Origin of the sequence: Flavobacterium humi (assembly GCF_004745595.1) — a bacterium.
In the GTDB taxonomy this organism is placed as follows: domain Bacteria; phylum Bacteroidota; class Bacteroidia; order Flavobacteriales; family Flavobacteriaceae; genus Flavobacterium; species Flavobacterium humi.
Window position 1 is genome coordinate 197,753 of sequence record NZ_SRLH01000001.1, and the last position, 26,208, is coordinate 223,960.

Annotated in this window: 21 protein-coding genes; 16 read left to right on the forward strand and 5 right to left on the reverse strand. The window is 41.6% G+C overall.

The window, feature by feature from the left end:
• The first annotated feature begins 52 nt into the window (after positions 1 to 52).
• From E4635_RS00775 to E4635_RS00785, 3 genes are all read left to right on the forward strand, one after another.
• Entirely contained in the window at positions 53 to 988 is a 936-nt protein-coding gene (locus E4635_RS00775) for a PorP/SprF family type IX secretion system membrane protein (RefSeq protein WP_135524707.1), read from the forward strand.
• 18 nt (positions 989 to 1,006) lie between these two features.
• Positions 1,007 to 2,878 carry an OmpA family protein gene (locus tag E4635_RS15910; RefSeq protein ID WP_135524708.1) on the forward strand — a complete coding sequence of 624 codons (1,872 nt, stop codon included), beginning with the start codon at positions 1,007 to 1,009 and terminating at the stop codon, positions 2,876 to 2,878.
• 294 nt (positions 2,879 to 3,172) lie between these two features.
• Entirely contained in the window at positions 3,173 to 3,757 is a 585-nt protein-coding gene (locus tag E4635_RS00785; RefSeq protein WP_135524709.1) for a DUF4142 domain-containing protein, read from the forward strand.
• A 330-nt stretch (positions 3,758 to 4,087) separates the two neighbouring features.
• On the opposite strand, the gene E4635_RS00790 is transcribed toward E4635_RS00785, so the two are convergent.
• Complete coding sequence (locus E4635_RS00790) at positions 4,088 to 5,665, reverse strand: FAD-dependent oxidoreductase (protein WP_135524710.1); 1,578 nt, start codon at positions 5,663 to 5,665, stop codon at positions 4,088 to 4,090.
• Between the two features lie 45 nt (positions 5,666 to 5,710).
• A complete protein-coding gene (locus E4635_RS00795) occupies positions 5,711 to 6,073 on the reverse strand; it encodes a SpoIIAA family protein (protein ID WP_135524711.1) in 363 nt (120 codons plus the stop codon).
• 243 nt (positions 6,074 to 6,316) lie between these two features.
• On the opposite strand from E4635_RS00795, the gene E4635_RS00800 reads away from it, so the two are divergent.
• Complete coding sequence (locus E4635_RS00800) at positions 6,317 to 6,565, forward strand: hypothetical protein (RefSeq protein ID WP_135524712.1); 249 nt, start codon at positions 6,317 to 6,319, stop codon at positions 6,563 to 6,565.
• A gap of 344 nt (positions 6,566 to 6,909) precedes the next feature.
• Positions 6,910 to 7,116 carry a hypothetical protein gene (locus tag E4635_RS00805; RefSeq protein WP_135524713.1) on the forward strand — a complete coding sequence of 69 codons (207 nt, stop codon included), beginning with the start codon at positions 6,910 to 6,912 and terminating at the stop codon, positions 7,114 to 7,116.
• A gap of 7 nt (positions 7,117 to 7,123) precedes the next feature.
• Here E4635_RS00805 and E4635_RS00810 read toward each other — a convergent pair whose 3' ends face one another.
• Positions 7,124 to 8,260: an FAD-dependent monooxygenase gene (locus tag E4635_RS00810; RefSeq protein ID WP_135524714.1), complete on the reverse strand. Its 1,137-nt coding sequence runs from the start codon at positions 8,258 to 8,260 to the stop codon at positions 7,124 to 7,126.
• 205 nt (positions 8,261 to 8,465) lie between these two features.
• On the opposite strand from E4635_RS00810, the gene E4635_RS00815 reads away from it, so the two are divergent.
• The 4 genes from E4635_RS00815 (at position 8,466) to E4635_RS00830 (ending at position 11,753) form a co-directional block, all read left to right on the forward strand.
• On the forward strand, positions 8,466 to 9,509 hold the full coding sequence (locus tag E4635_RS00815; RefSeq protein WP_169630176.1) for a papain-like cysteine protease family protein: 1,044 nt from the start codon (positions 8,466 to 8,468) through the stop codon (positions 9,507 to 9,509).
• Positions 9,510 to 9,685: 176 nt separating this feature from the next.
• Entirely contained in the window at positions 9,686 to 10,276 is a 591-nt protein-coding gene (locus E4635_RS00820) for a TetR/AcrR family transcriptional regulator (RefSeq protein ID WP_135524716.1), read from the forward strand.
• Positions 10,277 to 10,286: 10 nt separating this feature from the next.
• Positions 10,287 to 10,511 (forward strand): hypothetical protein, encoded by a 225-nt coding sequence (locus E4635_RS00825; protein WP_135524717.1) that lies wholly within the window; start codon positions 10,287 to 10,289, stop codon positions 10,509 to 10,511.
• A 12-nt stretch (positions 10,512 to 10,523) separates the two neighbouring features.
• The gene (locus tag E4635_RS00830) at positions 10,524 to 11,753 is read left to right on the forward strand and encodes an MFS transporter (protein ID WP_135524718.1); all 1,230 of its coding nucleotides are present in this window, start codon (positions 10,524 to 10,526) and stop codon (positions 11,751 to 11,753) included.
• A 33-nt stretch (positions 11,754 to 11,786) separates the two neighbouring features.
• On the opposite strand, the gene E4635_RS00835 is transcribed toward E4635_RS00830, so the two are convergent.
• Both E4635_RS00835 and E4635_RS00840 read right to left on the reverse strand, forming a co-directional pair.
• Positions 11,787 to 13,067: a hypothetical protein gene (locus tag E4635_RS00835; RefSeq protein ID WP_135524719.1), complete on the reverse strand. Its 1,281-nt coding sequence runs from the start codon at positions 13,065 to 13,067 to the stop codon at positions 11,787 to 11,789.
• Between the two features lie 76 nt (positions 13,068 to 13,143).
• Complete coding sequence (locus tag E4635_RS00840) at positions 13,144 to 14,235, reverse strand: hypothetical protein (protein WP_135524720.1); 1,092 nt, start codon at positions 14,233 to 14,235, stop codon at positions 13,144 to 13,146.
• Positions 14,236 to 14,529: 294 nt separating this feature from the next.
• Between E4635_RS00840 and E4635_RS00845 the strand changes: the two genes are divergently transcribed.
• The 7 genes from E4635_RS00845 (at position 14,530) to tamL (ending at position 26,136) form a co-directional block, all read left to right on the forward strand.
• On the forward strand, positions 14,530 to 15,291 hold the full coding sequence (locus E4635_RS00845) for a hypothetical protein (RefSeq protein WP_135524721.1): 762 nt from the start codon (positions 14,530 to 14,532) through the stop codon (positions 15,289 to 15,291).
• Between the two features lie 11 nt (positions 15,292 to 15,302).
• Positions 15,303 to 15,926 carry a hypothetical protein gene (locus tag E4635_RS00850; RefSeq protein ID WP_135524722.1) on the forward strand — a complete coding sequence of 208 codons (624 nt, stop codon included), beginning with the start codon at positions 15,303 to 15,305 and terminating at the stop codon, positions 15,924 to 15,926.
• Positions 15,916 to 16,689 (forward strand): sensor histidine kinase, encoded by a 774-nt coding sequence (locus E4635_RS00855; protein ID WP_135524723.1) that lies wholly within the window; start codon positions 15,916 to 15,918, stop codon positions 16,687 to 16,689. Before E4635_RS00850 ends, E4635_RS00855 begins: the two co-directional genes overlap by 11 nt.
• 5 nt (positions 16,690 to 16,694) lie before the next feature.
• The gene (locus tag E4635_RS00860; protein ID WP_135524724.1) at positions 16,695 to 17,351 is read left to right on the forward strand and encodes a response regulator; all 657 of its coding nucleotides are present in this window, start codon (positions 16,695 to 16,697) and stop codon (positions 17,349 to 17,351) included.
• 160 nt (positions 17,352 to 17,511) lie between these two features.
• Positions 17,512 to 18,579 (forward strand): NAD(P)H-dependent flavin oxidoreductase, encoded by a 1,068-nt coding sequence (locus E4635_RS00865; protein WP_135524725.1) that lies wholly within the window; start codon positions 17,512 to 17,514, stop codon positions 18,577 to 18,579.
• A 170-nt stretch (positions 18,580 to 18,749) separates the two neighbouring features.
• The gene (locus tag E4635_RS00870) at positions 18,750 to 23,825 is read left to right on the forward strand and encodes a translocation/assembly module TamB domain-containing protein (RefSeq protein WP_246020622.1); all 5,076 of its coding nucleotides are present in this window, start codon (positions 18,750 to 18,752) and stop codon (positions 23,823 to 23,825) included.
• Between the two features lies 1 nt (position 23,826).
• Entirely contained in the window at positions 23,827 to 26,136 is a 2,310-nt protein-coding gene (gene tamL / locus E4635_RS00875) for a translocation and assembly module lipoprotein TamL (RefSeq protein ID WP_135524726.1), read from the forward strand.
• Positions 26,137 to 26,208 lie beyond the last annotated feature (72 nt).

Genomic DNA, 26,208 nt, shown 5'->3' on the forward strand with positions numbered 1-26,208 from the left:
CAATATGTGTGGGTAGGCTGTAATTAGTAACGTAAAGCAATACAAAGCTGAAATGAAAAAAATATATTTTGCAATGCTTCTGATGGGTGCCATCACCACAGAAATACAGGCGCAACAGGATCCTCATTATACACAGTATATGTATAACATGAATGTGATGAATCCGGCTTATGCGGGATCAAAGGAAAATTTGGCAGTAGGGATTTTGTACAGGGATCAATGGGTTAATGTTGACGGAGCTCCGAAAACGGCAACGCTATCGGTACATAGCCCAGTAGGGAAAAACGTAGGTTTGGGACTTTCTGTCATTTCAGATAAAATAGGGCCGGTTGAAGAGAATAATGCATATGCGGATTTTTCCTATACACTAAACCTGGGCGGAGAACACCGTTTGGCCATGGGGATAAAAGCCGGGGCTACGTTTCATAAAGCCGGGCTTTTCAGTGACATCGGAAACGGATATGTGCCTCAGCCGGGAGATGTGGCATTTAGTGAAAACGTAAGCAATACCTATTTAAACATCGGAAGTGGTCTTTTCTATTATACACAGAAATATTATTTGTCCTTTTCTGTGCCTAATATGTTGGACAGCAAGCATCTGGATGTTTCCGTAAACGGAGATGAGTATAATTTCGGGAGTGAAACGCAACATTACTTTTTTACAGGAGGATATGTTTTCGAATTATCGGAAAATACAAAATTCAAACCTTCATTTATGTTGAAATCAGCCTTCAAAGCACCCACTTCCTTAGATGTTTCGGCCAACTTTTTATTTTTTGACAAATTTGAATTGGGAGGAACATACCGTTTGGAAGATTCGTATGGTGCCATGGTAAATTATGGTATAACACCTTCTATAAGAGTAGGGTATGCTTATGACCGCGTCATTTCGAATTTGAAAGCAACAACGGCTGCTTCTCATGAGTTCCTATTGTTGTTTGATTTGAATTTCCCTAAAAAGACATCGATATCTCCAAGATATTTCTAATAAAAAGAAGCCATAAAAATGAAAAAGAACTATATAAAAATAGGTTTGCTGCTGCTCATGACCACGGCATATGCACAAGACAAACATACCAAAAAGGCAGACGAGTTTTTTGGAAGTTACCAGTATGTCAATGCCATCGGGGAATATCTTAAGCTTGCCGGAGATGGAAAAACGTCCCCGTATGTTGCCAAACAATTGGCTGACAGCTATTACAACATCAATAATATGGATGAGGCTTCAAAATGGTATGCACAAGCAGTAGTATCCAAAACCGATGCCGAAACCCATTACAATTATGCACAAGTACTGAAAACTTTAGGTAAATACCAGGAGGCCAATGTCCAAATGGATGCTTTTGCTGCTTTATTGCCTAATGATGCCAGGGCCAAAGAACATAAGTCTAACCCCGATTATATCCCAAGCCTGTCCAACAGGTCCAAGATGTTCGACATAGCCACCACGAATATAAAAGCCAAAGGAAGCAATGATTTCGGGGCGGTTTTGTCAAACGACAATACTTTGTATTTTGCCAGTACCCGGAATGCTTCAAAAAAGAAGGACAAATGGGCCAACCAGCCTTACCTTGATGTTTTTCAATCGGCCCGCCAGGCAGACGGGACATTGTCTGAACCGGTGCAGGTAAAAGAATTGAATACGGCTTTCCACGACGGGCCCGTAACGATTAGCCATGATGGCAATACGCTGTTTTTTGCCCGCGACAGGCATAGCGAAGGACAATATGAAAAAGACAAGAAGACCCATGTAAAAGTCGGGCAGCAAGGATTGTACAAAGCGGTTAAAATCGATGGGCAATGGTCTAAAATCGAGGCGCTTCCGTTTAACAGTTCCAATTATTCCGTATCTAATCCTGCTCTGAGCAAGGACGGCAAAACCTTATATTTTGCATCTAACATGCCGGGTGGTTTCGGGGAATCGGATATTTGGAAAGTAAGCGTGGAAGCCAACGGTTATGGGACACCGCAAAACTTAGGTGATAAAATCAATACGCCTGGAAAAGAGAATTTCCCTTTCATCACCGAAGAAGGCATATTGTATTTTGCTTCGACAGGAAAACAAGGATTTGGCGGACTGGATGTTTTTAAGATCGATACAAAAACGAATGAACCGGCCCAAAATTTAGGAAAACCGGTCAATTCTGAAAAAGATGATTTTGCCTTCAGTTTCAACAATACGCTTAATGTAGGTTACTTTTCTTCTAACAGAGAGGGATCCGATGCTATTTTCTCAGCATTGGCCATTTGCAAAGCGGAAGCCATCGCCTTTGTGACCAATAAAAAAACGGGCGAGCCTATTTCCGGAGCTTCGGTATCGATTGCTGATGCAAAAGGGAATATAATTGCTGCCCAAACAACTGATGTTTCCGGGAAAGTGGGTTATAATGTAGAATGCCATACGGAATATGTTTTTCAGGTAACGGCTCCGAATTTTGAAAGGGCAGTGTTCCCTATCCAGAAAATAACTTCAGGAGAATTTGTTGTCCAGGCCGGGCTAACACCTATGGAAGTGATCATCACAGACACAGAAGTAATCCTGAACAATGTGTATTTCGATTTCAATAAAAGCAACATCACTACGCCGGGAGCAGCCGAATTGGATAAATTGGTCCAGGTCATGAAGGATAATCCTGCCATGGTGATTTTCGTAAAATCTCACACAGATTCAAAAGGTAGTGCCGCATACAATCTTAAATTATCTGAACAAAGAGCGCAGGCTACCGTTCAGTATTTGATTTCAAAAGGAATCGGACAGGAAAGGATTTCAGGCAAAGGTATGGGTAGTACTTCACCTAAAATTGCCTGTGGTTCTAATTGTACAGAAGAAGAGCATGCCCAAAACAGACGCTCTGAGTTTATTATCGTAAAAAAATAATGGGGATTTTTTACATCGTACTGAAAAGCGAAGGGTTTTAAATACAGAAAAGGCGGCCCCAAAGTTAGTTTGGTAATTTTTTGAATTGGGGTTTGCCTTTATGTAGATTTTTCTGTTTTTAATTTTGGTAAACTAGGTTTGGCCCGTAAAAAGGCTAAACAAAAAGCCCACTCACCCGAGTGGGCTTTTTTTAGGGTCAAAAAGTGAAAATAGTATAATAAATACAGAAAGTAATGTAAGAGGTTTGAGAAGTAAAGGCGATAGATTTGACCATAACCTTAAAACTATCATACGATGAAAAAGACATTCATTTTAGGAGCAGCCCTGGTCAGTGCAATAATGCTTTCAGGCAGCCTGCAATCCTGTAAACAGGAAAACAAACAGGAAGATCCCAAAGAAGCGGCGGAAGACATGAACGACGCCAAATTTGAAACAGATTCTTTAGAAAACAACGCCGAATTCCTGGTTGATATAGCAGATGTGGATTTGACTGAAATTGAAATAGGGAAGCTGGCGCAGAAAAAAGGCAATACGCAACATGTGAAGGATTTCGGTAAAATGTTGGTAGACGATCACACCAAATCCCTTACGGAAGTCCGGAACCTGGCCATAGCCAATAATGTTACACTTCCTGCTGCGCTTACTGAAAAAGGAACGGAGGCATACAACAAGCTTAATGAAAAATCTGGTGCCGATTTTGATAAACTTTTTGCAGATATGATGGCAGACGGGCATGTAAAAGCAGTCGATAAGATGTCTGAAATTGCAGATAAAACCACAAATGCGGAAATAAAACGCTGGGCAACCGATCAGGTGGGCATTTTGACAGGACATCTGGAACATGCCAAAAGAATACAAGAGGAAGTGAAGAAAAAATAGTTATTTTTTAAGTAAAATAATTTGGTTAGTTTACAATCCTAAAAGGGAACCCGCTTGGGTTCCCTTTTTTCATGCAACGTTATTTTTCGTATGTTTTCATTCACTTCCAGGCTGATGTTCCTGTCTTATTTTAACTTAGTATAGAGTTTCCAGAGCACAAAAGGAGCAGCACACAAATCGATTAAAGGGTTCTGGGGGTTTTTCTTTACAATATGCAATACGGCAGACAGCGTTATGCCGCTTAAGGCAAGCCAAAAGATAATGTCTGATTCGGTTGCTGCTTTTTTGGATGGATTTTGATTAGCCGTATTTTCCATAGTCTTATTGTCATTATGTAATGGATTTTGGTTTCAGGTCTGTTTTGGCCGGTCCGCTGATTACTTTCCCAAATGGTGTAAAACGGGAACCGTGCAAAGGGCAGTCAAATGATTTTTCCTCATCGTTCCATTGGACGATACCTCCCAAATGTGGGCAAACTGCGCTGCAGCTGTGTAATTTTCCCTGTTCGTCACGATAGAGTGCGATTTTTTCCAAACCGTGGGAAAGTATCGCGCCTTTTCCTGCAGGAAGCATAGAAGCTTCAGGCGTATCTCCGGAAGACAACCAGCCTTTGGTCAGGTTTACCACCATATGGCCTACTTCCTTGATGTAATCGTCTCCGGTCTGGATGGTAATTCTTGAAGGATTGTAAATGTCTTCCCAAGGGTTCTTGTTCCCAAGGATCAGGTCGTGTATCAAAAGGCCTCCGATAGTGCCGTGTGTCATGCCATTCCCCGAATCCCCGGTAATGATGTATATGTTTTTATCTCCCGGATTCCTTCCGATGAATGCTACGGCATCAATAGGTTCTATAATTTGCCCGGACCATTTATAATCGGCTTCGGAAAAATAAGGGAAATGCAATATGGTCCAATCTTCCAGGTTTTCAAACCGTTGGGCTTCGGAAATATGTTCATCGCCCGCCAAACCAGTCTTATGGTCTTCTCCTCCGGAAATCAAAAGGTCGTGCTGGTCATCAAAAGACTCCAGGCGGACATAATGATATGGTTTTTTCATCCATTGGGAATTCTGGTTGCCCGTGTCCCACCATAAAGCATACGGCAATTTCCCCTTTGGGATTTTGGCCGCGATGACATAAGTCCGGTACGCCCATTGTTTGGTATGCATGGTGACGATATCATTTACAGGTGAATTGGTGGCTACAATAATATGGTTGGCCCTGATGGCGAACCCATTAGAAGTTGCTCCTGTGTGGGATATGGCTGATGCTTTGGATTCCGTATAGATTTCACCGCCCAAACGGATGAAGGCATCAGCCAGTCCTTTACAATATTTTAAAATATGAAATTGGCCTTGCTTTGGGAACTGGATACAATTTCTTTTGTTATCTGTCGAATAATAAGGAATCCCGGGAAGCATTTCCGTAGGCAGCCCTATTTTTTGGGTTTCTTCAAATTCCTTCTGAAGGTTTTCTTCGGGATCGCTCGGATCTGAAAACAGGTACCCGTCCACATTCTTAAAATTACAGTCGATTTTCTCCGAGTTTATGGTAGACTCAATCCAGTGCAGTGCATATTTATGGCTTTCGGCAATTAGTTTTGTTTTTTCGTAGCCAAATATTTTTTCCAGGTCGTAATACCGGTCATCAAGTGCGTAGGTTATGTGTGCCGTTGTGCGACCGGTTTCTCCGCTGCCCAGGTAGCCTTTTTCCAGCAGGATGACTTTCTTTCCCGATTGGGCAAGGCAATAAGCGGATGTGAGTCCGGCAATACCGCCTCCTATAACCAATACATCAGTCGTTTTGTCCTGATCTATTTTTCTGTAGGCCAAAGGCATCATGGTGTCGATCCAAAAGGAGTGGAGTGTACCGTTGGTTATATTTTCATCAATAGGGTCAGCTGTTTCCATAAGTAGTCAATTTGGGGAGAAAAGGGATAATGTGATAAATGCGTTTCAATTGCCTTCCACCCAATTTAAAGCTTCATTGAAGGAATTTTTTTTGTACCCGCGGAATTCTCCAGGTGAAATAGAAGTAAAACCGTTGGTAAATGAAAGAATGGAATCAGAATCAGTAACGATGGCTGCCCGGTTCCATTTTCCGGAATTTTTGAGCCCAAGCATGGCATCGTCCATCCAGGCTTGGGGTGTAAATTTTTCAAGGTCCGTATCAAGTACCAGCAAGAAATTGATTTCTTTGATTTGTTGTGCCAAATGTGCCACTTCCGGAGCTACTGTTTTTTGGTAATCTTCTTCGGTAATCTCTCCTAATGCCCTAAAAGCAACGACATTGTCCGGGGCGCTGATTTTCTGTATCATTTTCGGTTGTATTTAAATGGTGGTATTTTTTGTTCCTAATGTATAATCCAAGATTTGTACCTTCAAATATACTTTGACTTATGATTTTTAATTTTACAACATTCTGCATAAATCTTATAGAATAAGCAGGCGGTTTCAATACCGTTAATTGTAATAATATGTGGTTTTCCCGTAATAAAATCCGGGAATCATCGCTTATATTTACATATAGGTTACTTATTTCACCCCCAAATATCTCCCATCATGTTTGAAAAAGAATATGAATACTACATAAAAAACCAGAACCGGTTGGTTGAAGAATTTGACAATAAATTTATTGTCATTATGGAAAGCGAGGTTATCGGTGCTTACAAATCGTATAAGGAAGCGTACTTCGGAGCTCTTAAATTTGGGAAGTTCGGTACTTTTTTCATACAATATTGCTCGTCGGCAAAAAGCATCTACAATACTACTTTCCCATCACAAATCATCATTAAGCCCCAAGCGGAATGAGCACTGCAATTCGGGGATTTTGAAGTTAGTTTAAAAAGACAACCCCGTACCAAAATGATACAGGGTTGTCATTAATGCAATCTACTATATGACACAGCACTTCCCAATTACTGTGTCATATTTTTTTAAATCAAAAGCCGTGCCATTTTCCTATAATCTGACCAAAAAACATGAAATCGCCGGTTTTTTCAAATGACAATCAAAAATTCCCTAATGGTATTCAGTGAGATGAAAATCATTAAAATTCAGGATTGTGAAGGTGTTTTTTAAATAGTATGTTTGACCATTGTTTTTTTGCCTTATGAAAGGATGGTACCAATAGTGTAATAATTAAGGAATTGACTATGAATGTAATACGTATAATTGTAGAGGAAAGAAAAGACGGTTTTTCCGCATATATCGATAAAATGGAAGACATTTATGCGATAGCCACTACCATGACCGAACTCAAGAGCACCATTTCAAATGCCATCCGGCTTTTTAAAGAAAAAAACACTGAAGAAGCCCTTCCGGAAATACTCAAAGGGCAATATAGGCTCGTATATGTTTAGGACAAACCTACGGCAAAGTAAAAATCATTTCCAATTGTTTTCGGTTTACGGATAAAGGGATATTTTTTACGAGGCTGTTCCTAAGCCAGATACCCGCACTATTTTCGAAATGGGCCATTTTTCCCAACGCCCAGCTGGTATTTACAATGGAGTGTGCTTTTTTTACCCTTATTTTTTCGTATTCCTTACACCCTTGTTCAAAAGGCATCCCCTGCGCGAGGAGTTTCCCCAAAACATAGGCATCTTCAACGGCCTGACAGGCACCTTGCCCTAAATTAGGCGTGGTCGCATGGGCAGCATCGCCAAGTAGGCAGCTGTTTCCGTCCTGCCATTTGGATATTGGTTTAAGGTCAATAATATCGTTTACTATAATTTGTTCCTTCGGGGTTGCCAAGATCAAATCCAGCATATCGCTGTGGAATTCCCCAAATAATGATGCGAGGTCCGTTTCTTCTGTTTGATCCTTTTTGGAATTTACCACGGCAAACCAATACACTTTTGTATCACTGATTTTTGAAAAACCGAAACGTTTCCCTTTTCCCCAGGCTTCAATGGCCTGATGATGGTATTTTTGGGGAAGCTGTATCTCACAAATGCCCCTCCAGCATTTTTGGTTTGCGGATCGTATGGTGCTTTTTGGAAACAGCTGTTCCCTTACGACTGATTTTATTCCGTCGGCCCCAATAACAAAGGAGCTTTTTAGGGTAGAACCATCTTCAAAAGTCAGGTCATAAATTTCTTTTTTTTCAATTTGGGAAAGGCGCTTGTTCAAATGAATACGATCGTAGCCAATTTCTTCCGCCAGGATTTTCTGCAACTCGCCACGGTGTATGGCAATGTTGTGTACACCATATTTCTGTTCGTATTCCGAAAGGTCCAAAGAGGAAAGAATAGCACCTTGGGCGTTGGTGATTTTAATATGGGAGATGCTGTGCCCGGCTTTTTCAATTGTATGATGAATGCCCAATTTTTCAAAAACCTGCATGGCGTTATGGGCCATGATAATTCCTGCGCCAACAGGCTTGATTTCCGGGGAACTTTCATAAATAGCAGCCTGAATCCCTTGCTGCTTCAAGGCAAGAGCGGTTGTCAACCCTCCGATTCCGGCTCCGATTATCGTTATGGGCGATGTGGTATGTGTCATGGGAAATTGTTGTATGTGACATTTCAAAGATACGAAAGTATTGGGAAACAAGCGGGTTTCCGACCGGCTATAACACTAAAAAAACAGGTAATTATACCTATAAAAATCCAATGAAAAACAGCTAGGTTTACTTTTTGAATTCCATTGGAATGCAACCCTATAAAATTGAGAAGCGACCATGGCCAATATAGCCTTACCTTTTTTTATGCAATTTCAGTCCCAGAGCAATTGGTGCTGGGCTGCCAATGCTGCGAGCATATCGGTATTTTATAATGGCGGGTCAACTGTTACGCAATGCATGGTGGCCAGTTTTTGCCTGAACCGTACAGATTGCTGTTCGACTGCGGCTTCGGTTTGCAATGTTCCGTACTACCTGGACCGGGCGCTCAAAGTGGTAGGCAGTTTCAAGCAAGTTGTCAACCAACCGGTGGGGCTTCCATTCATTAAAGCTGAAATTGACGGCCGGTGTGTCATTGGTGCACGGATCGGATGGCAAGGCGGCGGCGGGCATTTTGTAACGCTTTTCGGGTACAATGACATGACAAGCAATAGTTTTGTGTATGTGGCCGATCCTATATATGGCGGTTCGTATTGCAACCTGGCCAACTTTACAAGTTCTTACCTGAATGCAGGAAAATGGACGGATACGTATTTAACGAAAGGACAATCGAAAATGTTACATTTCAATACTTTAGATGAAAACCTTATTGACCGCGCCAGGAAAATGGTGCCGTTGCAATTGAGCGATACGTTTGCCCATGCCAAAAAGCAAGGAAAACAGCCTGAAATGATGGGGCATGATATTTACAATATTGATATGGAACAGCTCAAAGGCAATGGCCAGGTCATTTTAGAAAAAGTAGGCGAGAGGCTACTCGACAAGGACAGTAGTAAGGGAGATACTTTCCTGTATGAATTTGACCATTCCGATGAAAAGACAAATTTGAGCCGGATCGTATACGGGGATAATTATGCGGACCGTTATTTCGATGTTTTTGAGGCTTTGAAAAAGGAATCGCTGAAAAAGAAAGAAGATTTTAAAGTAAGTGCGGTTCGTTTGCCTGCGCTGAAAGTTGATGCTGTATGGCTTGAAGGTGTCGGAAATACTACCGAAGAATGGTTCATTCCTTTGTTTGCAAACGATTTTTTAAATACAAACGAACGATACAGTAAAACTGAATTTTACGAGCTGCTTCTGAAGCATGCGGCCGATACAAAATTCTATGATGACGATAAGCTGGGTGGGTAACCTTTTAAGCAAGGATATCATGGGAGTGCCTTTCTGTAAAGCAACTCACTCAAAGCGTAAAGTGCCTCTAAAAAGGGCACTTTTTTTAATTATAACACTTTTTTATAAAAAAATATAAATAAGTAAGCGTTCATTCATTTATTATTATATCTTTGCTCAACTATTATTTTTGGTTTATGCGCACAAGAGATACAAATAAAGAAGACCTGGTTAAGCAAAAAGCAATTGAAATGCTCGTAACATATGGCATAGAAGGCTTTGGCATGAACAAGCTGGCTAAAGAATGCGGGGTTTCTGTGGCGACACTTTATATTTATTATACTGACAAAGAAGATCTTATAAAGAAAATTGCCGTTGAGATCGGGCAAAATTTCTTTAGGGAAACACTTAAGGATTTTTCGCCGGAAATGCCTTTTGTAGACGGGCTTCGCAAGCAATGGGAAAACAGGGCCGGTTTCATGATGTCCTTTCCGAAAGAAGTGGCGTGCTGGGAAGTCCTGCAGAATTCTTCTTATAGCGATTATATTATCCAGGAAAGCTTTAAGGAGTTTAAAAATACCATGATCGCTTTTTTCCAAAATGCCGTAGAACGAAAAGAAATGATCCCGATTTCTAAAGATGTATTCTGGAGCATCGCATACGGGCCGCTGTATTCTTTACTGCGTTTCCATGATAAAGGCAAAAGCCTGGGCGGTTTTCCTTTTACCCTGACCAAAGAAATACAAAACGAAGCTTTCGAGCTCGTCATAAAGGCATTAACCCCATAAACCAACACCGATGGATACAGATTTAAACCACATACTGATATTTGCCACCAATATAAAAACCCTCTCCGACAAGCAAAAAATAGCAGGCCTGCTTGATGTAAACCCTGCCATACAGCAATGGAGCATCGACCAGGAAGATATTGACTGCGTGCTCCGCATAGTAAGCCCTACTTTGTCGGTAAACCAATTAATAGCGATAGTTAACCAATATCATTTTGAATGCAAAGAATTATAATCAATTAAAAACATGAACGAACAAGACCAACAATCATTAACATTTACAGGCTATCAGAAATTTGTAATTTTCTTATTGGCCATTACACAATTTACAGTTGTGCTCGATTTTATGGTAATGTCCCCATTGGGTGATATTATGATGAAAACACTAAAAATCACTGCGTCGCAATTTGGGGTTGCGGTTTCAGCCTATGCCTTCAGCGCCGGGATTTCCGGATTGCTTACAGCCGGTTTTGCCGATAAATTTGACCGGAAGAAACTCCTCATTTTCTTTTATATAGGATTTGCCCTGGGGACTTTGTTCTGCGCTTTGGCACCCAATTACCACTTACTGGTTGCAGCCAGGATTATCACCGGTATTTTCGGAGGAGTAATCGGATCAATTTCGATGGCTATCGTAGCGGATTTATTCAGCCTTCAGCAAAGAGGGAAAGTAATGGGATTTGTCCAGATGGGATTTGGCGTGAGCCAGGTGCTGGGTATCCCGATCGGTTTGTATATTGCCAATTCCTGGGGATGGCACATACCTTTCTTATGGATTGCCATAATGGCTGCAGCAATTGCCTGTGTTTTATTTCTGAAATTGAAACCCATTACAGCACATCTTGCCTTGCAAAAGGAAAGATCGGCTTTTGAACATTTATGGCATACGGTTGCCCAAAAAAACCACAGGATAGGGTTCCTGGCTACGGCTTTGCTTTCTATAGGAGGTTTTATGATGATGCCTTTTGGAAGTGCCTTTGCCATCAATAACCTGAAGATAACAGCAGCTCAATTACCATTTTTATTTTTGGTTACCGGTTTGGCTACGCTTTTTTCAATGCCTTTGATTGGGAAATTGAGCGATTCTGTGAGCAAGTTCAAGATATTTGCATTTGCAACGATCCTGGCCACGATTATCATCAACATTTATGCTCATTATTCGGCGACACCTTTTTGGATTGTTCTGGTAACCAATGTTTTGATGATGGTTTGCATTATGAGCCGAATGGTGCCTTCTACCGCTCTTGCCACTGCCATACCGGAACCGCAAAACAGGGGCGCATTTATGAGCATCAACTCCTCTTTGCAACAAATGGCCGGAGGTTTCGGGGCGATGATTGCCGGAATGATCATTGTACAGAAAAACAATTTCGCGCCATTGCAGCACTATGATATTTTAGCCATGATTGCATCATGCATTATGCTGGTTACCATTTACCTGGTGTATAGGGTAAGTAGGATTGTAGTGACAAAATAAAAACAGAACGGGGAATTATTTCCCCGTTTTTAATTATTGCAATTGTTGTCTTTTCCAGGAGATGATGATGTCATCCGTAACTGGATTGATCCGCAGGTCAAATAATTTGTCGGCCTTGCTCGGTGTAAGGACAATTTCCTTGTTATCGAAAGTTTTCACCAAGGCATAATTGATGTTAGGCCTGTTGCTGTCTACCGGATCCGGTAATTCTACAATTGACGGGTTTACCGAGGTTATCTTCTGGGTTGCCGTTTGTTTTTTATGGATAGGATAAATGGTTTCCATTTCCCTGTAGTGGAAGGTTAATTTTGAAAAGCCTCCGCCACCTCTGGGCCTTCCGTCAGATTTACAGGTAATTTTCCCTTTGATTTGCTGTTCGGTCTTAAAATCAAAACTATGGCCGCCACCATGCCTTTGTTCCCAGGAAACGGCTGCCACGGAATTGGAATCAAATAATCGGCCGCCGGTTGGATTCAGGTTGAATGCCACTGTATTTCTTCTTTGGTTGCCCAACCAATCGCTTGGTCCCGTGGAACATTGGCAGCTATAGGAAATATAATCTGAAAATTTCAATTCCGGTAGTTTTTGTTCGTAAAAAACAGTCAGATCGCCAATATTCAACGGAGCAATCGGGATTAAGAAAGGCTCCTGTTTTATTTTTTTGGTTTTGAAAAGCCCTTTGTGCCAATGAAAGACTATTTTGGCATCGGCGTAGTAAATATCGGCCCTGCCGGAAGGAATGTCAGCCGAATCGATGCGGAATACCAGCTCATTGTAATTGGTTTGTACCGGTTTGATTTTCTTCCCGTTCAATTCGACATACATTTCTTTGGTTTGGTCAAAATTCTTGCCTTTGACCTTGAACGCGTAATATTTACTATAGTCTTTGATGAATGTCCCCGTTTCGTATTTGAAAATGCGGGGTTCTTTCTTCTTAATCAGGAGATTGTCAAGTGTTTCGGAAATTTTGGTCGCCACCACATCTATATTATCGATATCTTCCTTAATGGCCGTATCCAGGTCATTGGAGAGGTTTTGAATCTGGTTGAATAAGGCCAGTTGGTTCTCCCGAAGCACTTTGTCAGTATTCCCGATGGTTTCATTGATATCTTTGCGAAGGCGCGCCGATAGTGAGAGCATCATATTCCCGGCATTTCCGATGGCATTTGTAGCCAGGTTGTCGATGGTTTGCAATTGCTTGGTCATGGTGGCATCGATTTCGTCTAAAGCGATCAAGGCCGCCGCTCCGGTTACCTGCGAATAGCAGTTGTTCAGGCAAAATCCTAAAAGGATCGTAAAAAGTAGTTTTTTCATAATGTGTTGATTTAAAAATTGGTTTAAATAAAATATTGAGTAAGCTTTTTTTGAGAAGTTGAAAAGGCCAAAGGGTTTATTTCAGCACATTTAATGAAAGAAGCCAATATTCCTGTTTGGCCAGCCCTTTCATTGGGTCGGAACCTTTATTGAAGCTGCCACCAATAGTAACTCTAATAGGAGTGTTTAGTAAAAATACTTCGGCTTTGGCCTTCAAAAGACTGGTATAGCCTTCATCATTAGCTGTGTTGTTTATCATATCCTTTCGGCCTGTGTAGGTGACGCTCAATTTTACAATTCCTTCTTGAGGTTTTTCTTTTTTAGTTCCATCTAGGGTAAGAACACCACGTTTTTCAGGTTTATTGAAATAAAGCGCTGCTGAACCGGAAAAAACAGGTCGTAAGATGAAGCCTTCCTTATTTTCATCGCTTGCCTTGAAATTGTCTTGCAGTTGAGCCCCTAAAAAGAAAGTTGGAACAAAATTTACCCTTTTCCCGAAGGAGTTGTCCCTGTTGAATTTTAAAAAAGAAGAAGTGGTACTTGTCATTGTAAACATCATGTTGCTGACAAGGCTGCTTCTGTTTTCAATACCGTCGTATGCATATTTGGGATCAAATATTACATACAGCATAGTCTTAGTACTGTCCGGCACTTTAGAAAACCTCCATTGGCCCTGGTAGCCGGCTTCTAAATTTTCCTGTTCTTTTTCCAGCAATGTGTTTTTATGGAATTCTGCCTTTACTTTCGTTTTCCATCGCTCCTCAACTTCTGTATTTTCTGGTTTGTTAAGCTGGTAGGAAACGCCGAGGTTGATTACATAAGATTCTTGCTTGTCTTTAGGAAAAGTGAACTGCAATTGTGCGGGTTCGCCTATTTGCTCGTATGTTTCCATAGATTCTGAAATGGCTATTCTTTTCAGGAAAACCTGCCATTTCGCAGATTCCAATTGCCTGTAAAACATCCAGTTGTTAAATTTCAAATTAGGGAAAACCAAAGTATCGGTGGGTACGATAATTTCAGTGTCGGTAATCTTATTCTGATTTTGGCCATTTGCCAATTGTAACCCCAGCAGGAAGCAAAGCAAAATTGCATTTCTCACCTGAATCGGATTGTGTAGGATTTTGCTCAAACCTGATGCATTTGCCTGTGTTGTTTTTTTTGTTTCCATGATTTTTAGTATTAGTTATTCTTGTATCCAAAATGTTTTCGGTGGCAGGATTTATTCTTATTCCAAAGGTATTCCTGCACCTGGCCCTTGACAATAGTGGAAACCCTACTTCCAATCGGTTTTTTACCTAAACAGTTGAAATTACTGGCGAAGCACTAATTATTAAGAAAAAAGTGATATTTTAGCTTAAGTTGCCTATTGGGGGAATCCCTTGACGGAAATAGGGTTTTGCCTATTTAAAAGAAAATGGGAATGTGCAACCTTTGTAACGAAAACCTTTAAAACATTATAATCATGAAAAAAATAGTACTTTTTTTATTGTTCCCATTGTTAATGGTGGGATGTAAACCTAATGATGATAAACCGAAACCTAACGAAGGCAAGCCTGCCGATGCAAGTGAAATTCAAGAAGGAAAATGCGGGGAAAACTTAATTGTAATTGATTCCAGCAAGACAGATAGTAATTGGAGATCCCAGAACGAGAGATTTTTTTGCGAATTGAAACTGCCAACCAGGAAAGATAACCATACCCACAACTATTATATCATTGATTTGGATAAAGTGAATGTGCTCAACCGGGATGAGGTGGGGAAGTGGCTTAAAAAAAACACGAAATTTATCTGCTACGAAGAATCGTATCAATATATTGAAAAACAGCACGATATCGAAATCACTCCGGTTTTGACACAGCAAATAAGTAATTTGAATAAAGCAACCATAACATTTAAAGATCTTAAAACTGAAATCTCCAAAATTTCCAATTTCGACACTTTATACTATGATACTTATGTACAATTTTCATTAGAGTCCGGAAAAGTGAAAGTGACACCTTTTGCTGATTTTGATTATACCAAAAACCTGTATTCAATCCCTTTGTTGAAAAGTATTTTATACAATAACCGAACCATTAGCGATCAGTCCTATTTGGAGTTTTATGATGTTAGTACTGACTCTGGCAAGCAAATTATCGTATTCGGTATCAGGGATGCCACCAACCTGGTTTTGTTTTACGATATATCCGTAAACCCGTTTTATTTCAATTTCTTTACAAAATAATACCATAAGAAATGGACCTGATAGCTTTGTATATCACTTTTACTTTTTTCTTTTTCTGGAAAAACTACACCGATAGCAGGACTAACAGGTTTATTTTTTTGCTGTTGCTGCTTTCTGTCATAAATGAATTTTTGACTTTGCATTTAGTCAGGATTGAATTTCCTTATGCCTTGAACACAACGGTTTTTATTGTGATTCATAACTTAATCTGGCTGTACATCTTATATTTAAATACGAACCTGAAAAGATTGATTTCCTTTTGTTTGTTGGCTTATCTGATATTTTCCCTTTGCAACTTGCTGTTTTTGGAAGGACTGCACGCATTCAACTACAATTCTTTTATCTTGGGCGCTTTTATGTACATGGCTTTGTTTATCTATGAAAGTTTGCTACAGCTGAAAAAAGAGAACCTGGCCTTTTTTATGTCTGCCAAGTACATTTTATTAGCGGCTCCGGTTTTATTTTTTTTAGGTTTTAGTTTTGTTTTTGGTTTCAAAAGCCATTCGCTTGGGGATATAGTCCTTTTCAACAACGTAAGCCTTTATGATTTTATAAGCCATTTTGTTAACGTAATTTATTACACGCTGCTGAACATTTATGTTTACAGGGAAAAAAAATTAAAAAATGCTGCATGATGTTGCCTTCGGGATTGTGATAGGACTGATTTTTGTCAGCCTGGTAGTACTGTTTTGTGTGCTATTGGTAAAGCTTTATATCCAAAAAATAAAAAACTATACGCAGCAGCTTTACCAGAAAGATATTGATTTCCAAAAAACCATAAACACCACGATGGTGGAAACCCAGGAACAGGTACTCAATAACATTTCACAAGATCTTCACGATGATGCGGGGCAACAGCTTACGTATATTAATTTCCAGTTGGAAAACCTGAAGCTGGAACATCCAAAATTCCGGGAAATATTGGAACCCGTATCACAATCTGTGGGCCAATTATCGCAATCCATCCGCAATATCAGCCATTCCCTCAACAACCAATTGCTTTTGCAGCAGGATATAGTCAAAGCAATTATTACAGAAACGGAGCGGCTGCAGAAAAACCCCAAAACAGCCATCATATTGGAAGTCACCCAGGATGTAAAAAAGGAACTGAGCACTAACGAGAAAATAGTAATTTACCGTATTTTCCAGGAAATAACCAATAATTGCTTTAAGCATGCACGTGCCACCCGGATCGATATACAAATCAGGACCCATCCCGCTTTTGTACTGCGTGTGGCCGATAACGGGAAAGGATTTGCGTATCCTATCTTTGAGGAAGGCAAGCATACGTTAGGGCTTCAGAATATGAAACAGAGAGCAGCAATTATTCATTACGAGCTGGTTATAGAATCCAAAATCACCGAAGGTACCGCCATTACACTTTCGGAAAAATTATAACGCTTATGGAACAAACCACAATATGTATTATAGATGACCATGCCATTGTGCGGCAAGGGCTAAAAGAACTGCTGCATAAGATTGGGCATTATAAAGTCATCCATGAATTTGACAATGGGGAAGATTTCCTTGAAGCCTTGCCTTTAAATCCCAAACCTGATATGTACATCCTGGATTATTCCATGCCCAATATGAATGGGATACAAGTTTTGGAAGCATTGGAAGAAAAACAGGAAGAACACAAAGTTTTGCTGCTGACACAACATTTTGACGAGCAAATCATCAATGACGGATACCATCATGGAGCCAGGGGTTTCCTGCATAAAAACTGCACAGCCCAGGATTTGAAATTCGCTATTGATAACATTATTAAAATTGGGTATAACAACATCACGGAAATCCTGAAAAGAATCCGGAATTATACGGTAACCCCTGAAAACGAAAAAAAACAGATCCAATTGTCGGATAGGGAACTGAATTTCCTCCAGCTTGTTTGTGATGAGAAAGAGTTTACCTATGAGCAAATGGCCGATATCATGAGCTTGTCCGTCAAATCAATCGAAGCATACCGGACAGCACTTTTCGAACGGTACGAAATCAAATCAAAAGTTGGATTGGTGCTGTTTTCACATAAATACAGGCTTACGGCTCCATTTCTGTAAGGATTGCTTTGAAAACCGTGATCTGCATCACATAACCTTTTGGCATTTGGTACTTTACTTTGTACTAGGATTTACTGCATGGTCCAGAAAGTATTTTTATAAGCGGAAAATCAGTAAATTTAAAGTACAAAATAAATATAGGAATATAATTATTTAAAAGATGTGGTATCAAACTAAAATAACAGAAGCCCTCGGTATCCAATATCCCATCATTCAGGGGCCGATGGGAGGCGGTTTTTTCTCCGCAGACCTGCTGGCGTCCATTTCCAATGCCGGCGGTTTGGGAAGCCTTGGCGCCTATACGATGACGCCTGGTCAAATTTTGGAAGCAACCAAAGAAATTCAATTAAAGACCAACAAACCTTATAATCTTAACCTGTGGGTATCCGATGTAGACGAGCGCCTGAAAGACTATCCGCAAGAAAAACTCGCCCGCATTACAGCACTTTTCAAACCTTATTTTGATGAACTGGGTATTCCTGTCCCGGAGCTGGTAACAGATATTCCTTCAAAATTCGAGCAGCAGGTAGAAGTTCTTTTCCAGGTCCGTCCAGCAGTATTTAGTTTTATTTTTGGCATTCCATCTCCGGAAATACTAAAAGAAAGCCGCCGTTTAGGGATCAGGACTGTTGGAGCAGCTACTACGTCCGATGAAGCCATGATGCTCGATGAAGCAGGTGTAGATGCCATTGTTGCTGCCGGTTTCGAAGCTGGCGGGCACAGGCCGTCTTTTCTTAAGCCCGCACAGGATTCCCTCATAGGGACCTTTACACTCATCCAGCAGCTCAGGGCAAAAGTAAGAAAGCCTATTATTGCTGCAGGAGGTATCATTGATGCCAATGGTATCGCCGCGGCACTTACCTTGGGAGCTGATGCCGTTCAGATGGGTACCGCTTTTTTAACCAGTGAAGAATCTGTGGCAACGCCCGAACACAAAAAAATACTTTTATCGGGAAACCATACCGTACTTTCCAAATCCCTAACCGGACGGTTGGGCCGGATGATTGACAACCGGATATCCGGGGAAGTGGCCTTTGAAACGGAAGTATTGCCTTTCCCGCTTCAAACCAGGCTGATCGCTCCTCTAAAGGCGGCAGCTATCGCCCAGGGAAAAACCGAGATGATGAGTTTCTGGTCGGGCCAAAACAATACAAATCTCAAGAACTGGAAAGCAGCGGAATTGATGCAATGGCTTATCGCCGAAACAGGCAGGATACTCGATAAATAAGGCCTTTTGCCTTGACAATAAAAATGTAGTTTACATGCGAATTATATAAAAAAATGCCCTGCCCATATAAGTTGTTTTACACGTATTTATGTCAAATTTGTAAGAGCAATTGATGATCAGCTAACAACAATGGCGCTATTTTGCAGCCGCCGTTATTCAATATATACCACGTGAGATTGCATAAGTATGTTAAGAAGAGTTTGAAAATACTTGGCTGGACAGTAGCTTCTATTGTTGGGCTGTTCCTTCTTGTGGTGCTCTTGCTCCAGATTCCAGCCATACAAAATCTGGTCAAGAATAAGGCTGTTGCTTATCTTGAAGGCAAAATCCATACGCCTGTCCGTATTGGCAAGGTAGCGATCGGGTTGCCTAAAAAAGTCGTTTTGGAAGAAGTGTATTTCCAAAGCCAGGCTGGCGATACGTTACTTTCCGGCGGAAAAATAGCCGTTGATATTAGTTTGTTCAAACTCTTGGATGATGCTGTAGAAATCAATTCCGTCCAGCTGGAAAACATCACGGCCAATATAAAACGCGATAAGGATTCTGTTTTTAATTTCGATTACATTATAGATGCTTTTGCTTCGAAAGAACCTAAAAAAGACAGCAAACCGACAGAAATTTCCCTTCACAAGATCAACCTTTCCCATGTGAAGGTACGTTTTGATGATGCTGTTACGCAAAACAACCTGAATGTTTCCCTGGATCGTTTTGAAACCCGGATGCAAGTATTTGATATAGCCCAAATGGATTTCGACATACCCAGGATCCGGCTTCAGGGATTGAATGTAAAGCTCAAACAAGGAGAACTGCTTCGGGAAATTACCACAAAAACCATTGTAACCGCAGACTCGGTCATCAAAAAACGTCCCGACCTGAAAATCAGGCTGGGAGAAATTGACTTTGGCGACATACGGGTGAGTTACGATAATGCCGGTACAAAACTCAATAGCGGGCTTTCATTGGATAAATTACGTATTATATTTGATGAAACCAATTTGCCCAAACGTCGTATTGCCATTGAAAAATTCGAATTGGAAGGAATGAAAGGAGGCCTGACCATAGGGAAGTTTGACCGTAAACTGACTATCAATACACTTCCGCCGCAAGAAACCCCGGACTGGAAACTTAGCCTTGCCAACGCCAGTATCAAAAAATCAGACTTTCGTTTTGACGATGAAAATGCCCCCAAGGCAATCCGAGGTATTGATTACAAACATTTAGATGTAAAGCAATTGCAAATGGAGGCCGAAAACCTGGACTATACCACCGCTGGGTTTTCAGGGACTATAAAATCGTTTGGCGTAAAAGAACAGAGTGGCCTTGAAGTGCAAATGCTGCGCACAGATTTTGCCTATACGAACCATGGGGCAAAACTTAAGAACCTCTATGTAAAAACACCCCAAACGCTAGTCAAAGATGAGGTTACCGTAGCCTATCCGTCCCTGGAAGCATTGAAGGAAAATCCCGGGCTTATGGGAATCAATGCCAATATGCAAAAAAGCCGCGTGTCCTTTACCGATATTTTGCTATTTGCCCCGGAACTAAACCGCGTACCGGTATTCCAAAACAACCCAAATGCCGTAATCAACATAGACAGCCGTATTGTCGGACACCTGAATGACCTTCTTATCCGGGAATTAGACGTTAGCGGTATCGGGAATTTTCATTTGGCCGCCAGTGGCAGGATTATCGGTTTGCCCGATGCCAAAAAAGCCTGGTATAACCTGAATATTAAAAACCTGCAGGTAGGAGCAAGGGATATCCGCCAGTCTTTAGGAACGAAAGCCTTGCCGTCCGCTATTCAATTTCCGGAACATTTGGCGCTTAAAGGGACTTTTAAAGGAAAAATAGACAATTTCAATACCAATGTGTCATTGAACAGTACATTTGGAGCGGCCCGGGTAAAAGCGGATTTTGACAATCGGTTTAAAAACAAGGAAAAATATAACGGTATTGTGGCTTTGGATCGTTTCGATTTAGGCAAAATGATTAAAAACCCTTCTATTGGCAAAATCAGCCTGAAGGCCAATGTTAAAGGTGTCGGGCTCAATCCCAAAACGGCTTCGGCTACAGTAGACGGTTTCATGCAGCAGGGCATTTTTAACGGATATGCTTACCAAAACCTGGCCGTAAAGGGTACAATCTTAAACGGCCGTTATAGCGCTACGGCTGAAATGAATGATCCCAACCTGGATTTTGATTTAGTTTCAAAAGGAGGATTCGACGGTATTTATCCGCAACTGGACCTGAAACTGAATGTTGATATCGCTGACCTGGAAAAACTGAACCTGCATGCCGGGCCATTAAAATTAAGGGGCGAATTCGATGCCGTAATTCCTACTGCCGATCCAGATTATCTCAACGGGAGAGCCACGGCGCACCATGTATTTGTTGCCAATGGGAAAGAACAGTTTTCATTGGATTCCATCAGTATTACCGCCACAGCAACTGCCGAAAAAAAGACACTTCAGCTTACATCCCAGTTTTTAAAAGCCAACATTGAAGGGCAATACCAAATGACCGAAGTGGTTACAGCGCTAAAAAATTCAATAGCCCGATATTATAACAGTAATCCGTCGGCCCCGAAAAAAAACACAAAACCCCAGCAATTTGATTTTAATATCACCGTCAGCAACGATCCAATCGTAATGAAACTGGTTCCGGAAATTAAACGGCTGGAACCGATTACCATCAATGGCCGTTACAATAGCGCCAACGACACCATCGTATTGAATGCCTCCATCCCGAAAGTCGTTTACGGCGACAATACCATTAGCAACACGGTCCTTAAAATTGATACCAAAGACGATGCGTTGGTTTACAATGTTGTGATAGATGAGGTTCAAAATGCCCAGTTCCGCCTGCCTAACACTAAATTGGAAGGCAGCCTTAAAGACAATACACTTGCTTACAGATTGCAATTGCAGGATGATAAAAACAAAGACCAGTATAGTGTAGGAGGAACCGTGAAAACCGTTAATGGTGCTACCGAAATCCATTTGTCGCCCGAAAACCTATTGCTCAATTACCAACAATGGGCCTTATCCGAAAACAATCTTATCCGGTTTGGTGCCAAAGGAATCTATGCCAATGATTTTGAACTGCGCAATGGAAACAGCGTTGTCCAGCTTCAATCCCAATCTGAAAACGCCAATGCGCCGCTCGTGCTTCATTTTACCGATTTTGACATCGCCACGCTGTCCCGCATGATACAAAAGGAATCGCTGGCTTTCGGAGGCCTTATCAACGGAGATGTAATGTTTGAAAACCTGGCAAACCATCCGGTTTTCACTTCTGACCTTACAATTAAAGGCTTTACTTTCAAAAAAGAAACAATAGGCGATATCAGCCTGAAAGTCAACAACCAGGTGGCCAATACTTACGCTGTTTCAGCAGCTATTACCGGACAAGGGAACCAGGTTTCCGTTGAAGGAGTGTACCAGAATAATGACAGCAGCTTTGATTTGAACCTCGACCTGCAACAATTGAATTTAGCCAGTATCCAGCCTTTTACAGCAGGACAGCTTTCCAACAGCAGCGGTTTTGTATCCGGGAAATTCCATATAAAAGGAACAGCAAAACAGCCGAAAGTCATTGGGGAACTTCAATTCCATAACGGTGCATTTACGGTAACTACCCTGAATTCGGCCTTTCAATTACTGAATGATAGCATCACTTTTACAGAAGAAGGAATGCAGTTTAAAAACTTCAGTTTGTCAGACTCGGAAAACAATGCGCTGTTGCTGCGGGGAAAAATGGACACGCCCGATTACCGTGATTTTGCCTTTAATTTAAGGATAGATGCGGATAATTTCAGAGTGACCAATTCTACCGCCAAAGACAATGACCTTTATTACGGAAAACTGTTTGTCGATACACACCTGCGTGTGAAAGGCGATAGCAACAAGCCGGTAGTGGAAGGGAATATCAAAGTTAATGAAAATACGAAGCTGACCATTGTATTGCCGCAATCGGATCCGTCCATAGCAGACCGTGAGGGCATTGTAGAATTTATAGATCAGGACGCTCCTTTGCTCGACAAACGATTCACCATCGCCAAAGATTCCCTGAATCAGTCCAAATTCAAAGGCATGAATGTTTCGGTAAATATTGAAATAGATAAGGAAGCCGAACTCACGATGATCATTGACAAAGGAAACGGGGATTACCTGAAACTCAAAGGAGAAGCACAACTTACCGGAGGCATTGACGAATCCGGCAAAACAACATTGACCGGCCGTTACGAACTAAAGGAAGGAGCGTATGAAATGACCTTTAACTTCCTGAAAAGAAAATTCGAAATCCGCGAAGGAAGCTATATTTTATGGACCGGAGAACCTACAACGGCAGACATCAACATCACAGCCGTATACAAAACTCAAACGGCACCTATTGATTTGCTTGATGACCAATTGGGCAATGTTTCCCCAACAGTGAGGAACACCTACAAACAGCGCATACCGTTTGAAACTTTGCTGAAAATGAAAGGCGAGTTGCTCAAACCCGAAATATCCTTTGATATTACGTTGCCTGAAGGGAATTACAATGTTTCCTCGGAAATTGTAAGCAACACCCGCGCCAAGCTGGAACAATTGCGCCAGCAGCCGGACGAACTCAACAAACAGGTATTTGCCTTATTGCTGCTAAACCGTTTTATTGGAGAAAACCCTTTTGCCAGCGAATCCGGCACTGGGGCTGAAACCTTGGCAAGGCAAAGTGTCAGCAAGATTTTATCACAACAGCTCAATAACCTGGCCGGCGACCTGATTAAAGGAGTCGAACTCGATTTTGACCTTGAATCTTCAGATGATTATACCACTGGTGCCAAAGCCAACCGTACAGACCTGAACGTAGGGGTTTCCAAACGTTTGCTGGATGACCGTTTGAAAGTTACCGTGGGAAGCAGTTTTGGTATTGAAGGGCCGGAGCAGGCCAACAGGGAAGCCACCAATATCGCCGGAGATGTTTCCCTGGATTATCAATTGTCCAAAGACGGAAGATATGTCCTTAGAGCCTACCGCAAAAATGAATACCAGGTTGCGTTGCAGGGTCAGATAATCGAAACCGGGGTGGCCTTTATCATTACCATGGATTATAACAAATTCAGGGAACTTTTTCACCGTTCGGAAGAAGAAAAGGAAATGAACAGCGACATGAGGAAAAAAAGAAGGGCCGAAAGAGAGCTAAAAAAACAACAGGAAGCCCAGCAGGAAACCCCAAAGGAAACTGAAGACAAAAAAGCATAATATGAAAACACAACACCGGTATTATTTCCTTTTTCTGATCGTGCTGTTTGCATCGTCCTGCAGCAGCACCCGCTATTTGCCGGAAGGCGAGCTGCTGTATACAGGCGGAAAAGTAAAAGTGATCGATACTGCGGTTTCCCGCAAAGAACGCAAATCACTGCAAAAGGAACTACACGGATTGTTGCGGCCTAAACCGAATTCCAGGATTTTGGGGTTGCGCCCGAAATTATTTTTCTACAACCTGGCGGGAGAGCCCAAAAAAGAAAAAGGGTTCCGGTATTGGCTTCGGTATAAAGTAGGGGAACCGCCAGTGCTTTTCAGCCAGGTAGACCTGGATTACAATACTCGTTTGTTGCAGAATTATTCGGAAAACCGAGGTTATTTTAAAGTCAGGGCTTCCGCAGATTCCACCCGGAGGGGCAAACGGGCCACCGCCGAATATGAAGTGCAGCCAGGAAAGCAATACCATATCAAAGACGTTACATTCCCAACAGATTCTACTACACTTGGCATTGCGGTGGCTGCTACCCAGGACAAAACGCTTCTTAAAACAGGCGAAGGTTATGATCTTGATCGAATCAAAGCGGAACGCATCCGTATCGATGCCCGATTGAAAGAGCAAGGGTATTATTATTTTGGCCCCGATTATCTTAAAGTGCAGGTTGACAGTACGGTAGGGAGCTATGAAACGGATCTTATCGTTAAAGTGAAGGAAGAAACCCCTGCGGCCGCTAAAAAAGTGTTTACCATCGGAAAGATTGTCATTTATCCCAATTATGCCATCAAAGGAGGCAATCGCCATATAAAACAATTGGAAAAAGACAGTACAGCAGTGGAGCATTACCACGATTTTACAATTATCGATAAGGAAAAACTGTTCAACCCGCGTATTTTTGACCGGACTCTTTATTTTAAGAAAGGAGACCTTTACAACAGGACGGCCCATAATCTTTCCCTGAACAGGCTTGTAAACCTGGGGACTTTCAAATTTGTCAAAAATCAGTTTACGGTTTCCGATTCGTTAAATACGGTACTCGATGCCTATTATTACCTGACTCCGCTCAAGAAGAAATCTATTCGTGTAGAAGTCCTGGGCAAAACCAATTCGGCCAATTATACCGGGACAGAATTGAGCATCAACTGGAGCAACCGCAACACATTCAGAGGTGCAGAATTATTCACGGTTTCCCTTTTTGGAGGATTGGAAGTACAAATGTCAGGGCAAAATAACGGTTTTGACGTCTATAGGGTAGGATCGGAAGCGAGCTTGATCTGGCCCCGTTTCATTGCTCCCTTCCGATTACGCTCTTCCAGCGGGTTTGTACCAAAAACAAAGGCCACCATCGGTTACGAATTCCAGAAAAGAGAACAATTGTACGCCTTGAATTCCTTTAAAGGATCTTTCGGTTATTTGTGGAAGGAAAACATCCGTAAAGAGCATCAGTTGAATATTACCGATATTCATTATGTGAGTCCAAATAATGTGACCAATTTATACAAAGAACAAATTGCCGTTAATCCTACCTTGGCCAAAGTCATCGAAAAACAGCTTATTTTCGGGCCAACTTATTCCTACACGTACACCAATACGATGGAAACAGCCAAAAAACACACTATATATTACAAAGGAACGCTCGATGTGGCCGGAACTCTTGCCGGATTGATTTCAGGGGCAAATGTAAAAAAAGGGGATACCACCAAAGTTTTCGGCGTTGCTTTCAGCCAGTTTGTAAAGCTGGAAAATGATTTCCGCCATTACCTGAAGCTGGGCCCGGAATCCCAATTGGCCAGCCGCATCATTGTTGGCGCCGGATACGGATATGGCAATGCTACGGAACTTCCGTATATTAAACAGTTTTTTATTGGCGGGACCAATAGCATCCGCGCTTTCCGTTCCCGGTCTATCGGCCCTGGGGATTATTTCCCCGCAACCGAAACAAGCTCTTTCCTTCCGGATCAATCGGGAGATGTCAAACTGGAAATCAATACGGAATACCGGGCAAAATTATTCAGTATTGTAAAAGGAGCCGTATTTATCGATGCTGGAAATATTTGGCTTATGCATAAAAACCCTGAAAAACCCGGTGCTGAATTTTCCAAGAAATTCCTGGACCAGATGGCTGTTGGTACCGGAGTCGGGCTGCGTTTCGATCTTTCGTTTTTACTGCTCCGCACAGATTTTGCCTTTCCCTTAAGGAAACCTTACCTGGAAGAAAACCACCGCTGGGTACTCAACCAGATTAATTTCGGAAGCGGTTCCTGGCGCAAGGAAAACCTGATCTTCAACCTGGCTATCGGTTATCCATTCTAAAAAAAACATTGGCGAAGTTTACATTTTGTCACTCCTGAAAGTGAAAATAGTATAATAAATTCCTGAAGTAAT

Coding starts and splice junctions, on each gene's coding strand:
- E4635_RS00775 (WP_135524707.1), top strand. CDS start 53: ATGAAAAAAATATATTTTGCAATGCTTCTGATGGGTGCCATCACCACA.
- E4635_RS15910 (WP_135524708.1), top strand. CDS start 1,007: ATGAAAAAGAACTATATAAAAATAGGTTTGCTGCTGCTCATGACCACG.
- E4635_RS00785 (WP_135524709.1), top strand. CDS start 3,173: ATGAAAAAGACATTCATTTTAGGAGCAGCCCTGGTCAGTGCAATAATG.
- E4635_RS00790 (WP_135524710.1), bottom strand. CDS start 5,665: ATGGAAACAGCTGACCCTATTGATGAAAATATAACCAACGGTACACTC.
- E4635_RS00795 (WP_135524711.1), bottom strand. CDS start 6,073: ATGATACAGAAAATCAGCGCCCCGGACAATGTCGTTGCTTTTAGGGCA.
- E4635_RS00800 (WP_135524712.1), top strand. CDS start 6,317: ATGTTTGAAAAAGAATATGAATACTACATAAAAAACCAGAACCGGTTG.
- E4635_RS00805 (WP_135524713.1), top strand. CDS start 6,910: ATGAATGTAATACGTATAATTGTAGAGGAAAGAAAAGACGGTTTTTCC.
- E4635_RS00810 (WP_135524714.1), bottom strand. CDS start 8,260: ATGACACATACCACATCGCCCATAACGATAATCGGAGCCGGAATCGGA.
- E4635_RS00815 (WP_169630176.1), top strand. CDS start 8,466: ATGCAATTTCAGTCCCAGAGCAATTGGTGCTGGGCTGCCAATGCTGCG.
- E4635_RS00820 (WP_135524716.1), top strand. CDS start 9,686: ATGCGCACAAGAGATACAAATAAAGAAGACCTGGTTAAGCAAAAAGCA.
- E4635_RS00825 (WP_135524717.1), top strand. CDS start 10,287: ATGGATACAGATTTAAACCACATACTGATATTTGCCACCAATATAAAA.
- E4635_RS00830 (WP_135524718.1), top strand. CDS start 10,524: ATGAACGAACAAGACCAACAATCATTAACATTTACAGGCTATCAGAAA.
- E4635_RS00835 (WP_135524719.1), bottom strand. CDS start 13,067: ATGAAAAAACTACTTTTTACGATCCTTTTAGGATTTTGCCTGAACAAC.
- E4635_RS00840 (WP_135524720.1), bottom strand. CDS start 14,235: ATGGAAACAAAAAAAACAACACAGGCAAATGCATCAGGTTTGAGCAAA.
- E4635_RS00845 (WP_135524721.1), top strand. CDS start 14,530: ATGAAAAAAATAGTACTTTTTTTATTGTTCCCATTGTTAATGGTGGGA.
- E4635_RS00850 (WP_135524722.1), top strand. CDS start 15,303: ATGGACCTGATAGCTTTGTATATCACTTTTACTTTTTTCTTTTTCTGG.
- E4635_RS00855 (WP_135524723.1), top strand. CDS start 15,916: ATGCTGCATGATGTTGCCTTCGGGATTGTGATAGGACTGATTTTTGTC.
- E4635_RS00860 (WP_135524724.1), top strand. CDS start 16,695: ATGGAACAAACCACAATATGTATTATAGATGACCATGCCATTGTGCGG.
- E4635_RS00865 (WP_135524725.1), top strand. CDS start 17,512: ATGTGGTATCAAACTAAAATAACAGAAGCCCTCGGTATCCAATATCCC.
- tamL (WP_135524726.1), top strand. CDS start 23,827: ATGAAAACACAACACCGGTATTATTTCCTTTTTCTGATCGTGCTGTTT.